The following is a 12,458-nucleotide window of genomic DNA, read 5'->3' as shown; positions in this document are numbered from 1 at the left end:
CGCGGTCTGCCAGTCAGAACGCGGTGTTTGGTTTTAGGGCGGCTTCGCCCCCCAGCGCGGGACAAGCCCGCTCACTACAATAATTCTTCTACGGACTTGAAGGCCGCGACTCGGCGTTCTTCCCAATTCCCCTTGATCACCACGACTGCCTGCAGATGCTGCTGCATCCACGCGAGGCTTTGCTGGAAAAACGTCTGGCGATCCGCCAGTTGCGGCTGGCAGCGCTGGCCGTCGGCCGTCCATTCCACATCATCTGGTGACAACAGCAAGTGCAGGTCGTAATGACGGGCCAGCAGTTCGCTGTCGAGCCAGGTCGGGTAGTCGCCGAACAGGGTCTGGCTCCAGAGCTTGTTGGTCAACAGATGGGTATCGAGGATCAACAGTTCTGGCCGCTGGGCGCGGGCGGCATCTTCCCAGGCCAGTTGGCCACGGGCGATGGCCGGGATGTCGGCCAGGGTGGTGTCGCGTTGGTGGTGATCGATGAAATAACGCACGTATTCACCCACCATCAACCCGCCGAAATGCGCCTGCAGTTCCGCCGCCAGCCAGCTTTTTCCGCTGGATTCGGGGCCCGCCAGTACCACCACCTTCATGCGTGCAACGCCGGGTCGGCGCGCCATTCGCGCCAGCCTTGCACGGCAATCACGGTGAATAGCGCGTAGAGCGCGGCGGTAAGGTAGAGACCTTTGTAGAGAAACAGTCCGACGAAGATCACATCCACGGCGATCCACAGTGGCCAGCACTGCACGCGTTTCTGCGCCATCCACATCTGCGCCACCAGGCTGAAGCCGGTGAGGGCGGCGTCGAGCCAGGGCTGGGCGGCATCCGTCCAGTGCGCCATGGCTGCGCCGAGCAACAGGCTGCCAACTGCGCCCACCGCCAGGCTGGCCATGATCGCGGGCACGCCGAGGCTGCTGACCTGGCGCCCTTGCTTGACCTCGCCGGCACGTGTCCACTGCCACCAGCCGTAGACTTGCAAGGCGGCATAGACCACCTGCAACAGCATGTCGGAATAGAGTTTCACGTCGAAAAACACCCAAGTGTAGAGCAACACCATCACCAGGCCGATGGGCCAGCACCAGGGGTTTTGCTTGACGGTCAGCCACACGGCAATCACCCCGAGGGCGGCGGCGAACAGTTCAAGCCCGGACATGGTGGTTCCTTGGGAGAGTGCAAGAGGGCGGTGATTGTAACCAAAGAAGATTGGCGTAGGAATTAACTGCTGTGGTTGTGGTGAGCGGGCTTGCCCCGCGCTGGGCTGCGGAGCAGCCCTAAAACCAGTCGCCGCAGTCTGTCAGCCAAAATGCGGCGTATTTATTGGGGCCGCTCCGCAGCCCAGCGCGGGGCAAGCCCGCTCACCACAGACCATAACAAGCCTTGCCACCACAAGCCCGCCCACCACAGGGTCAGACCTTGAATTGGCGCAGCAGGCCGTCGAGTTGTTCGCTCAGGCCACGTAAATGCGCACTCGCCACACTCGACTGTTCTGCCGCCAACGCCGTGCTGTGGGACAAGCCCGCGGCTTGGGTGACGTTTTGGTTGATGTCCTCCACCACGTGGGCCTGTTGCAGGGTGGCGCTGGCAATCGAGGCATTGAGGCCGTTGAGGTTGCGCAGCGCCTGGCCGATGGCGGTCAGGCTGGCTCCGGCCTGGCCGGCTTGTTCGATGGTCAGTTGCGAGGCGCTGTGACTGTCGCTGATCACCTTGACCGCGGCTTCCGAGTGGCCTTGCAGGCGTTCGATCATGACCTGGATTTCGGCAGTGGATTTTTGCGTGCGCTGGGCCAAAAGCCGCACTTCATCGGCCACCACGGCGAAGCCACGTCCTTGTTCACCGGCGCGGGCTGCTTCAATCGCGGCGTTGAGGGCCAGCAGGTTGGTCTGGTCGGCAATCGAGCGGATCACTTCAAGCACGCTGCCGATCTGGGTACTTTCCGCAGACAGGGTGCGAATCACTTCCACTGCCTGGCTGATGGTGCTGGAGAGCTGGTCAATCTGCTGCAGGCTGCCGTCGATATTCACTTGGCCTTGCTGCGCCTGAGCCTGGGCGTCGCGCATTTCGCTGGCGGCGTGTTCGGCGTTCCTGGCCACGTCCTGCACGCCGTAGGTGACTTCGTTGATGGCGGTGGCCACCAGTTCCATCTGCTGGGATTGTTGCTGGCTGCGGTCATGGGCCTGGGTCGCGTTGCTGCCCAGTTCTTGGGAAGACTGGCCCAGTGCATTGGCGCACACCTGCAATTGGCTCACCACCTGGCGCAGCTTGGCGGTGAAGCTGTTGAAATGCCGGGACAGTTGGGTGACTTCGTCCTGGCCGTGCGTATCGAGGCTGCGGGTCAGGTCGCTTTCGCCGCTGGCGATGTTGCCCATGGCGTTCACCGCGTCCTGCAACGGCCGCACAATACTGCGGGCGATCAGTGAGACCAGCAGCGCCATCACCAGTGCGATCCCCAGGCCGATGAACGAGGCTTTCCAGACCTGGCCGCTGAACTCGGCCTGCACATCGTCGACGTACACACCGGAGCCGATGATCCAGCCCCACGGTTCGAACAGTTGGATATACGAGGTCTTGGCCACCGGCGCTTCGGCGCCCGGTTTTGGCCAACGATAGTTAACGATGCCGGCGCCCTTGGCCTTGGCGAGGATCACGAACTCGTTGAACACGGCAAACCCGTCAGGGTCGCGGATGGCCGAGAGGTTCTGGCCGTCGAGCTTGGGGTTGGCCGGGTGCATGATCATCACGGGCGTGAGGTCATTGATCCAGAAATAGTCGTCATGGTCGTAACGCAAGCCACGCACGGCGCTCAAGGCTTGCTTCTGGGCGGCTTCGCGGGTCATCACGCCCGTGGTTTCGAGGCCATGATAAAACGTCAGGATCCCACTGGCGGTCTGGACCACGTGCTGGGTCTGCTGGCTCTTGGCCTGGTACAGGTCGTCATGAATCTGCTTGAGCATCAGCAAACCCAAGGCCAGCAGCATCAGCACGGCGACTATCAGGATCAGCCACAGGCGCCGGCTGATCGACATATTGCGCAAACTGTTCATCGTCCTGTCACTCCGTGCTTTTATAATTGTGGGTGCTGCATCGACTTTTCCGCCTTGTCTGATAGGCTTTCGGCCTGTATTCGGAAAACCTGAGTACTGTCTGATTTTTCACAAGATTTTTGCAGGTCGGGGTTGAAACTCAACACCGCGTCTTGTCGTCAGTGAACCATTAAAAAGATTAACGAGGCTTGCCATAGCGCAAGACCTTTGGGGGAAGCATGGATTTTTGGACCGCCATACAGGCTTTGATTCTTGGCGTTGTGGAGGGGCTGACCGAGTTCCTGCCCATTTCCAGCACCGGCCACCAGATTATCGTCGCCGACTTGCTCGACTTTACCGGCGATCGCTTCAATGCGTTCAACATCATTATCCAGCTCGGCGCGATCCTGGCGGTGGTGTGGGAGTTTCGCGGCAAGATTTTCGAAGTGGTCAGCGGCCTGCCGACCCAGCGCAAGGCCCAGCGGTTTACCGTCAACCTGCTGATCGCCTTCCTGCCGGCGGTGGTGCTGGGGGTGATTTTCGCCGACCTGATTCACCACTACCTGTTCAACCCGATCACCGTAGCCACGGCGCTGGTGGTGGGTGGCGTCATCATGTTGTGGGCCGAGCGCCGCGAGCATGAAGTGCATGCCGAAACCGTCGATGACATCACTTGGAAAGACGCGCTCAAGGTCGGCATGACCCAGTGCCTGGCGATGATCCCAGGGACTTCGCGTTCCGGCTCGACCATCATTGGTGGCTTGCTATTTGGGCTGTCGCGCAAGACCGCCACCGAGTTCTCGTTCTTCCTGGCCATGCCGACCATGGTCGGTGCGGCGGTGTATTCGGGCTACAAGTACCGTGACCTGTTCCAGCCTGCGGACTTGCCGGTGTTCGCCATTGGCTTTGTGACCTCGTTCATCTTCGCGATGATCGCAGTGAAGGGCTTGCTCAAATTCATTGCCAGCCACAGCTACGCGGTGTTTGCGTGGTACCGCATTGCGTTCGGTTTGCTGATCCTGGCGACCTGGCAGTTCGGTTGGATCGACTGGGCGGCCGCCAAGGCATGATGATCCAGCACCCCCGCCTGAAGGCGGCGATCTTCGTGCTGCTGTGCGCAGCGCCGTTGCTGGGCTCAGTGCTGCTGTGCGCAGCGCCGTTGCTGGGCTCAGTGCTGGTGTGGCAGCGCGGCGAGACTGTGATTCCGCTGGCGGCTTATGGCGTGGTCAGCGTGATCGCGTTCTTCCTTTACTGGAGCGACAAGCGCAAGGCGCGCACCGACAGTTGGCGCACCCCGGAAAATATCCTGCACGCCGTGGAACTGGCGGGCGGCTGGCCGGGGGCGTTGATTGCGCAGCAGGTGTTTCGGCACAAGACGCGCAAGGTGTCTTACCAGGTGTTGTTTTGGGTGATTGTGTTGTTGCATGAGGTGTTCTGGCTGGATCAGTTGGTCCTGGGGGGCACTCTATGGTCATTCCTCTAGTTGGCGTAGGTATCCGCACAACTCCGTAGCAACCATTGCTAACCACAATGCGGAGCGAGCGGCTCTTGATCTTGCTTTTGATCTTAGGCGCCCCGTTAAACACGCTGGCCCAAATCCCTGTCGGATTACGGGCATACCGACGCGGGCAAGCCCGCTCCCACATTTTGACCGCTGTGCAACAGTTGGAAAGCGATCGCCTGTCAGGCCCCTTACCCACAGGCACAGCGCCGCATCCAAACATCTATGCGTCCAGGCGCAACCCGACCTGCGTACGCTTGGGCAACTTGCTGACGACAAGCTGGTGGGAACGTCGCAACAACCCACGCAACTCCTCAGCACCCAACGGATAGGGCGTATTCATAATGACCCACTGCGCCCGCGCCAGGTACGGCGCCGGGTGAATGCCTGGGCGGTCCACATGGCCGAGGAACAACTCCTTGTCGACCTTGAACGCCAACGACTCTCCCCGCAGGTTCTGCAGGGCAAACATCTTGTTGCCCGCAATCGAAAATACGCGCACACCGCCCCATTTATAGTCCTCCCGTGCGCCGGGCAGGCTTAGGCAGAACGCGGCGACTTGTTCTTCGGTCATCTTCATAGCAGGCGGTCTCCGCAACCTTTGAAACCTTCTTCCAGATAATCGATCCAGGCACGAATGGCCGGCAACACGCCACGACGATGCGGGTACACCGCCTGTAACCAGCCGCCGGGCAAGGACCACTCCGGCAGCAGTTGCACCAACCGGCCGCTGGCCAATTCCTCTTCGCAATACATCATCGGCAGTACGGTAAAACCCAGACCCATGATGGCGCTTGCCTTGCGCACGATGAAATCGTCGATACCCAGCCGTGCTTCCATCGCCAGGTCGTGGGTGTTGCCCTGGGGGTCGAGAATGCGTTGATGCACCAGGCGATCCGCCTCCAGCGCACCCAGGATGGGTAGCTGCTTGAGATCCTCAAGGGTGGTCACCTGACGGCCGTGCATGAGCACTGGGCTGGCCACCAGCACGGTCTGGGCCTGGCGCAGGCGCTTGGTCACCAGCAACGGGTCCTCATCACCCAGCTCGCGCACCCGCAGGGCGACATCGATGCCTTCAGCGACCAAATCGACACGGCGGTTGACCAGGGTCATCTCCAATTGCACCTGGGGATGAGCCGCCAGAAACCCTGCCACCAATTCCGGCAGGATGTGCTGGGCCATGCCCACCGGGCAACTGACACGCAGCCGTCCACGGGGCTCGCTGGACATGCTGGCGACCGCCTCATCGGCCATTTCCGCTTCCAGCAGCATGGCCTGGCAATGGCGCAGGTAGCGCTCCCCGACGGCGGTGAGGGTGAGTTGACGGGTAGTGCGTTGCAGTAGTCGCGCGCCGAGGCGTTCTTCCAGCTCGGCGATGCGCCGCGACAGCCGTGACTTGGGAATCCCCAGTAGCCGGCCGGCGGCGGCGAAGCCACCGGCTTCCACCACTTTGGCGAAATAGTAGAGGTCGTTGAGGTCTTGCATGGGGCGGCCTATTGTCCTGTCAGTGGGACGAACTATCGCATTTCAGATGTCTTATCGGCTATTGGTTTCATACGTAGTATCACCTCCATCTGATCGGCACTGACGATCCTAACTGGAGATTCCCCATGAAACTGTTGCATATCGATTCCAGCATCCTCGGCGACAACTCGGCGTCCCGTCAGCTCAGCGCTGGTGTGGTCAAGGCTTGGCAAGCGGCTGAGCCGGGCGTGGAAGTGACCTACCGTGACGTGGCCGCCGAAGGCTTCAACCACTTCTCCGGCGCGACCCTGGGCGCCCTGGGCACTCCGGCTGATCAGCGTAGCGCTGCGCAGCAACATGAAGCTGAGCTCAGCGCCAAGACCCTGGCTGAATTCCTCGCCGCCGACGCGGTGGTCATCGCCGCCCCAATGTACAACTTCACCATCCCGACTCAACTGAAGGCCTGGATCGACCGCATTGCCGTCGCCGGCCAGACGTTCCGTTACTCCGAAGCCGGCCCCGAAGGCCTGTGCGGCAACAAGAAAGTCATCGTTGTGTCGACGTCGGGCGGCCTGCACGCCGGCCAAGCGACCGGCGTGGCCCATGAAGATTATCTGAAAGTGCTGCTGGGCTTCCTCGGCATCACCGACATCGAGTTCGTCCGCGCCCACGGCCTGGCGTATGGCGACGAGTTCCGCAGCAAGTCCCTGAGCGACGCCAACGCACTCATCAACGAACAATTGTTCGCGGCTGCGTAAAGCTTAGGTAAAACCGTGCCGTTCCCCGTTTCATTCTGAAACGGGACGTCTAAACTCTGTATTCTGATCGCCTCAAAACGATCGGACTACGGAGTTTTTTCGTTTACCCGCTGTCATTACTTTGGCCCAGGTTATGCACGCATGGGTTTATCACCCGGTCGAGCGCCTTGAACCATGGACTTTTCAATCCGACATGCCGGTCTTTATGCAGCAAAGGTGGACATCCTCATGATGCGTCTTTGTGCTGTTATGGTTCTTTCCTTGCTCGGTGGCCTGGTTTCAGTGCACGCCGCACCTGCGCCGCACCCGCATTGGAGTGTGGGCTTCCATCGCATGACTTTCCTTGATCCGCTGGATTTGCAGCCGATGAAGGCCATCGCCTTCTATCCCTCCACCGGGCTTGAGCACAGCACACCGCTGGGCGCCTATCGCGTCGCCGCCACGGAAGATTCCAAGATTGCCATCGGCCGTTTCCCGATGCTGATGCTGTCCCACGGCAACACCGGCACGCCGCTGGCCTTGCACGACCTGGCCACCTCGCTGGCGCGCAAAGGCTTTGTGGTGGTGGCAGTGCTGCATCCTGGCGACAACTACAAAGACCACAGCCGCCTGGGCACGGTGAGTAACCTGTATGGCCGGCCGATCCAGATTTCCGAAGCGATCACCGCCACCTTGGGCGACCCGATGCTATCGCCGTTCGTCAATGTCGATCAGGTGGGCGTGATCGGTTATTCAGCGGGCGGCGAAACTGCGTTGATCCTGGCGGGTGCCAAGCCGGACTTCGACCGCCTGCGCCGCTACTGCCAGGAACGCCCGGAAGACCGTGACGCCTGCACCACCAAAGGCGAACTGGTGGTGGACCGCGACGACCTGCAACCGCAATCCGATCCGCGTATTCATGCGTTGATGTTGATGGCTCCGTTGAGCCTGATGTTCGGCCGTCACACCCTGGCCGACGTGCATGTGCCGGTGCTGCTCTACAGCGGCGACGGCGACAAGCTGGTGGCCGTGGACAAGAACGCTGCGGCGCTGGCGCGCAAACTGCCGGAACCGCCGGACTTCAAGCTATTGGCCGGGGCAGGGCACTTCGTGTTCATGGCGCCGTGTGACAGCGATCAGTTGGCGGCCATGCCCGCGATTTGCACCGATGCCGATGGTGTCGACCGCGAAGGTATTCACCGTGACCTGATTTCCGAGGCGGGACGATTTTTCAGCCACACACTCGGCCAATCCACCCGCGCCGGGATGCAGACGGCAGATCAGTAAGCGCGACGCTTGAGCAGAACGGTCACGCCCAAGGCAGTCACCGACAACAGCGCGGCGCAGAAGAAGATCCAACCATAGCCGAGGTTCAGTGCCACGGCGCCCATCAACGGTCCTGCAATCGCCAGGGCCAAATCAAAGAACACCGCGTAAGCACTCAGGCCTGCACCACGGCTGCTATTGGGCACCTGCTTGATGGCTTCTACGCCGAGCGCCGGGTACACCAGCGACAAGCCAAAACCGGTCAGCCCTGCGCCAATCAACGCCACGCCCGTCGATGGCGCCAGCCATAGCAGCGTCAGGCCAAGGGTCTCGATGGTCATGCAGGCGATTGCGGCACGAAAGCCGCCAAACCGGCTGATGGCAGAGATAAACACCAGCCGCGACAGGATAAAGCACACGCCAAACACTGTCAGGCAGTACGCCGCACCGGCCCAGCCGCGATTGAGGTAGTACAGCGTAATAAAGGTGGTGAGGGTGCCGTAGCCAATGGAGGCCAGACACAGGCTGGCGCCAAAGGGCGCGATACGCCCGAACACCGCCCAGAACGGTAAACGCTCACCGCGCACTACCGGCACTGAGGGTTTATTGCGGATCAGTACCAGGCCGAGCGCGGACAATACGGCCAGCGCAATGCCGAGGCTGTTGTAGCTGTATTCAGCCACCATCACCACGCCGAGCGGCGCACCAATGGCGATGGCGCCGTAGGACGCGATGCCGTTCCAGGATATCGAGCGCGCCGTGTGTTCGGCACCTACCGCGCCCATGCACCAACTGATGGTGCCCACGCCGATCAGCCCTTGGGCCACGCCCAGCAACAGTCGGCCGACGATCAGAATGCCCAGGCTCAAGGTGGGCATGCTCTGTAGCAATGTCGCGAAGAACGTCAGCACACCGCTGACCAGAATTCCCGCCAACCCCCACACAATCGCGCGCTTGGTGCCGACGTTGTCCGACATGCGCCCGGCCATGGGCCGACTGAGCAAGGTCGCCAGGTATTGCGAGCCGATCGTGACCCCGGCCACTACGGCGCTGAAACCCAGTTGCTCATGCACATAGCCCGGAATCACTGCGATCGGCAGGCCGATGCAGATAAACGCGATGAAGGTATAGAAGACGATGGAGACGATCTGCAAGGTGATCGACAGGGAGCTGGGGGTGGCGGCAGGCATGGGCACTCGTTCGCGGGCGGGCGGTGAGGGCATCATGGCAAGGGCCCAAGGGAAAAGAAAGCAGGCTAACTACTTTGTCTGATGAGCAGGCGCGTTGTGGTGAGCGGGCTTGCTGTGGTGAGCGGGCTTGTCGAATCGTCGCACCGCCCGCGCTGGGCTGCGAAGCGGCCCCAACAGAAAACACCGCGTTCTGTCGGACAGAACGCGGTGTTCTTTTTTAGGGCCGCTTCGCGCCCCAGCGCGGGCGGTGCGACGATTCGACAAGCCCGCTCACCACAGCTATTGGAGGGGTGTTTTAGAACACCACGCCTTGGCTACGCAGGTAATCATCATAGGTGCCGCTGAAGTCGATCACGCCTGTGGCGCTCAGCTCGATGATGCGGGTGGCCAGGGACGATACGAACTCACGGTCGTGGCTGACGAAGATCAGCGTGCCCGGGTAGTTCTCCAGCGCCAGGTTCAGCGCCTCGATGGACTCCATGTCCAAGTGGTTGGTCGGTTCGTCCATGATCAGCACGTTCGGCTTTTGCAGGATCAGCTTGCCGAACAGCATGCGGCCTTGCTCACCACCGGAAATCACCTTCACCGACTTCTGGATCTCGTCGTTGGAGAACAGCATGCGACCCAGGGTGCCACGGATCATTTGCTCGCCTTGGGTCCACTGGCCCATCCAGTCGAACAGGGTCACGTCGTCTTCGAAGTCGTGGGCATGGTCCTGGGCGTAGTAGCCCAGTTCTGCAGCGTCGGTCCACTTGATGCTGCCGGCGTCCGGGGTCAACTCGTTAACCAGGGTGCGCAGCAGGGTGGTCTTGCCGATACCGTTCGGGCCGATGATCGCCACGCGCTCGCCGGCTTCAACCTGGAAGCTGAAGTCTTTGAACAGCGGCTTGCCGTCGAAGCCTTTGGCCATTTTTTCGACCATGACTGCCTGACGGTGCAGCTTTTTGTTCTGCTCGAAACGGATGAACGGGCTCACGCGGCTCGATGGCTTGACTTCGGCCAACTGGATCTTGTCGATCGCCTTGGCACGGGAAGTGGCCTGCTTGGCTTTCGAGGCGTTGGCCGAGAAGCGGCTGACGAAGGATTGCAGTTCGGAGATCTGCGCCTTCTTCTTGGCGTTGTCCGACAGCAGTTGCTCGCGGGACTGGGTCGCTACGGTCATGTACTCGTCGTAGTTGCCGGGGAACAGGCGCAGCTCGCCGTAGTCCAGGTCAGCCATGTGGGTGCACACGCTGTTCAGGAAGTGACGGTCGTGAGAGATGATGATCATCAGGCTGGAACGCTGGGTCAGGATGTTTTCCAGCCAGCGAATGGTGTTGATGTCCAAGTGGTTGGTCGGTTCGTCGAGCAACAGCACTTCAGGATCGGAGAACAGCGCCTGGGCCAGCAATACACGAAGTTTCCAGCCTGGGGACACTTCGCTCATCGGGCCGAAGTGTTGCTCCAACGGGATACCCAGGCCCAGCAGCAGCTCACCGGCACGGGATTCGGCGGTGTAGCCGTCCATCTCGGCGAACTCGGTTTCCAGCTCGGCCACGGCCATGCCGTCTTCTTCGCTCATTTCCGGCAGCGAGTAGATGCGGTCGCGCTCGGCCTTGACCTTCCACAGCTCTTCGTGACCCATGATCACGGTGTCGAGCACGGTGAATTCTTCGTAGGCGAACTGGTCCTGGCGCAGTTTACCCAAGCGTACGTTCGGCTCCAGCATGACCTGGCCGCCGGACGGATCGAGGTCGCCGCCGAGGATTTTCATGAAGGTCGACTTGCCGCAACCGTTGGCACCGATCAAACCATAACGGTTGCCGGCGCCGAACTTGACCGAGACGTTCTCGAAGAGCGGCTTGGCGCCGAACTGCATGGTGATGTTAGCTGTGGAGATCAATTACTTTACCTATCAATAGCTTAGAGTGCGCTTATTTGAACTGGGACCAATTTGGGACCAATTTGGAGCTTTTCCATTTCGCCCCAATCTGAGCTTGAGTTGATCCAACGCGCATAAGTCGAGAGCAGCATCTGCACGCTATGGCCGAGCTGCTGGGAGATGAAGGCGGGGTTCATGCCAGACATAATGCATATTGTCGCATAGGTGTGACGACAGTTGTATGGCGGCCGACGACGGATATTCAGCGCCTTCAATGTCGGAACCCATTGCTTGTGCAGGTCAGACGTCTGCTTCACGTACTCCGAGTTCTTCGAGGGCGGGAAAATGAAAGGCGTTTCAAGCACCTTTCCCTTGCCCTTTTTCCGACGCTCTGCGTATTCCTTGGCGAACGCCAAGGCGTGCAAAGCGCGGTCATTCAGCAAAACAAAGCGGTCTCCGCCTGTTTTCGTGCGCTCGACCACTTCCCCCAAGGCGATCCCGCGACACACGTGGGCTGTCTTCTTCTCTTCGTCTATCGCGTCCCAGCGCATCGCGAGGGCCTCGGAAAGACGCATTCCTGTAAAAAATACAAACTCAAAAAATGCCGCATAGATCGTGCTGGGCCAGTGATCGTGCTCGTACATCTTGGCGATGATCTGGTTCGCCTCCTCCAGGGTGAACGGATCGATCTCCTTTTTGCTGCGTTTGGGCAATTCGAGGATCGCCGCCGGGTTCTTCGGGATCAGTTCCTCAGACATCGCTGAGTTCAGGATGGTCGATAGCTTCGAGATCGCGTTGCGCTTCACTCCGGGCGACTTCCATTCTCTGGAAGCCATGACCCGGCGGAGTAGGGTGGTGGTGATCAGATCAATCCTCACCAGAGCAAGGCCGGGCATCCAGTAACGGTTCAGCGCGCCCTTGTAGTTCCCCTTGGTGCCGGCCACCACCTCCCGACTGTCCAGCCAGAGCTGGGCATACTCGCCGAAGTTGATCTTGCCGCCGGCGACGTTGCTGGAACTGGGGAACAGCTCGGCGTACTTGTCGTCATCGAGCAGCCCCAGCCTGATCAGGCCTTTTACTTGATCAACAACCTGTGAGGCAGACTTGATTCCTTTCTGTGTCGGGGGATAGGGGAGCGTTTCACTGCGCCGGCTGCCGTTCCACATAAAGCGGATGCGGATCGATCCGTGGTGGAGGTCCATTCCTGCGGGCAAACCCATTGGCTTTCGAGCCATTCGTAATATCTCCTGATGCTGTACAAGACCCGGCTGCCCTGTTTGTTCCAGACGCCGAGGGGGATTTGGTTGCGAGCGCGCTTTGAGCGCAGGGCGGCGAGAGTGGTGCCGAGGATCTCGGCCATCTGCGCCTCCGGCACCTTGTCGCCGGTAACGCCGTCGTTGAGCTGTTCTGCTGCTGACA

General features: G+C 60.5%; 12 protein-coding genes. 4 read left to right on the top strand and 8 right to left on the bottom strand.

All coding sequences use genetic code 11. The annotated features are described in order from the left end of the window. Positions 1-74: 74 nt before the first annotated feature. From ACP7C6_RS07440 to ACP7C6_RS07430, 3 genes are all read right to left on the bottom strand, one after another. Positions 75-593, bottom strand: coding sequence for an AAA family ATPase (locus tag ACP7C6_RS07440; RefSeq protein WP_028616034.1), 519 nt, complete (start codon positions 591-593; stop codon positions 75-77). Further along, positions 590-1,153 (bottom strand): nicotinamide riboside transporter PnuC, encoded by a 564-nt coding sequence (gene pnuC, locus ACP7C6_RS07435; protein WP_016977988.1) that lies wholly within the window; start codon positions 1,151-1,153, stop codon positions 590-592. The genes ACP7C6_RS07440 and pnuC overlap by 4 nt, the downstream gene beginning before the upstream one ends. Positions 1,154-1,406: 253 nt before the next feature. Beyond that, positions 1,407-3,041, bottom strand: a complete 1,635-nt coding sequence (locus tag ACP7C6_RS07430) for a methyl-accepting chemotaxis protein (RefSeq protein WP_426108548.1) — start codon at positions 3,039-3,041, stop codon at positions 1,407-1,409. A 218-nt stretch (positions 3,042-3,259) separates the two neighbouring features. Here ACP7C6_RS07430 and ACP7C6_RS07425 point away from each other — a divergent pair, with 218 nt between their 5' ends. Next, positions 3,260-4,090, top strand: a complete 831-nt coding sequence (locus tag ACP7C6_RS07425) for an undecaprenyl-diphosphate phosphatase (protein ID WP_028616036.1) — start codon at positions 3,260-3,262, stop codon at positions 4,088-4,090. Then, a complete protein-coding gene (locus ACP7C6_RS07420) occupies positions 4,087-4,503 on the top strand; it encodes a DUF1294 domain-containing protein (protein WP_426108547.1) in 417 nt (138 codons plus the stop codon). Before ACP7C6_RS07425 ends, ACP7C6_RS07420 begins: the two co-directional genes overlap by 4 nt. Before the next feature lie 241 nt (positions 4,504-4,744). Here ACP7C6_RS07420 and ACP7C6_RS07415 read toward each other — a convergent pair whose 3' ends face one another. Beyond that, positions 4,745-5,101 (bottom strand): MmcQ/YjbR family DNA-binding protein, encoded by a 357-nt coding sequence (locus tag ACP7C6_RS07415; RefSeq protein ID WP_028616038.1) that lies wholly within the window; start codon positions 5,099-5,101, stop codon positions 4,745-4,747. Then, positions 5,098-6,006, bottom strand: coding sequence for a LysR substrate-binding domain-containing protein (locus ACP7C6_RS07410; protein WP_028616039.1), 909 nt, complete (start codon positions 6,004-6,006; stop codon positions 5,098-5,100). Before ACP7C6_RS07410 ends, ACP7C6_RS07415 begins: the two co-directional genes overlap by 4 nt. 125 nt (positions 6,007-6,131) lie before the next feature. Here ACP7C6_RS07410 and ACP7C6_RS07405 point away from each other — a divergent pair, with 125 nt between their 5' ends. Both ACP7C6_RS07405 and ACP7C6_RS07400 read left to right on the top strand, forming a co-directional pair. Then, entirely contained in the window at positions 6,132-6,743 is a 612-nt protein-coding gene (locus ACP7C6_RS07405) for an FMN-dependent NADH-azoreductase (protein ID WP_028616040.1), read from the top strand. 228 nt (positions 6,744-6,971) lie between these two features. Further along, positions 6,972-8,009, top strand: a complete 1,038-nt coding sequence (locus ACP7C6_RS07400; RefSeq protein WP_028616041.1) for an alpha/beta hydrolase family protein — start codon at positions 6,972-6,974, stop codon at positions 8,007-8,009. Here the strand turns inward: ACP7C6_RS07400 and ACP7C6_RS07395 are convergent. The 3 genes from ACP7C6_RS07395 to ACP7C6_RS07385 form a co-directional block, all read right to left on the bottom strand. Further along, the gene (locus tag ACP7C6_RS07395; RefSeq protein WP_122685200.1) at positions 8,003-9,178 is read right to left on the bottom strand and encodes an MFS transporter; all 1,176 of its coding nucleotides are present in this window, start codon (positions 9,176-9,178) and stop codon (positions 8,003-8,005) included. The genes ACP7C6_RS07400 and ACP7C6_RS07395 overlap by 7 nt on opposite strands. Before the next feature lie 295 nt (positions 9,179-9,473). Next, positions 9,474-11,060: an ABC-F family ATPase gene (locus ACP7C6_RS07390; RefSeq protein ID WP_028616043.1), complete on the bottom strand. Its 1,587-nt coding sequence runs from the start codon at positions 11,058-11,060 to the stop codon at positions 9,474-9,476. A 20-nt stretch (positions 11,061-11,080) separates the two neighbouring features. Next, positions 11,081-12,274 carry a tyrosine-type recombinase/integrase gene (locus ACP7C6_RS07385; protein ID WP_426108546.1) on the bottom strand — a complete coding sequence of 398 codons (1,194 nt, stop codon included), beginning with the start codon at positions 12,272-12,274 and terminating at the stop codon, positions 11,081-11,083. Positions 12,275-12,458: the final 184 nt, after the last annotated feature.

This window comes from Pseudomonas sp. TWR1-1-4 (assembly GCF_049897165.1).
Lineage (GTDB): Bacteria > Pseudomonadota > Gammaproteobacteria > Pseudomonadales > Pseudomonadaceae > Aquipseudomonas > Aquipseudomonas canadensis.
This window is presented reverse-complemented; position numbering and strand designations above follow the sequence as displayed.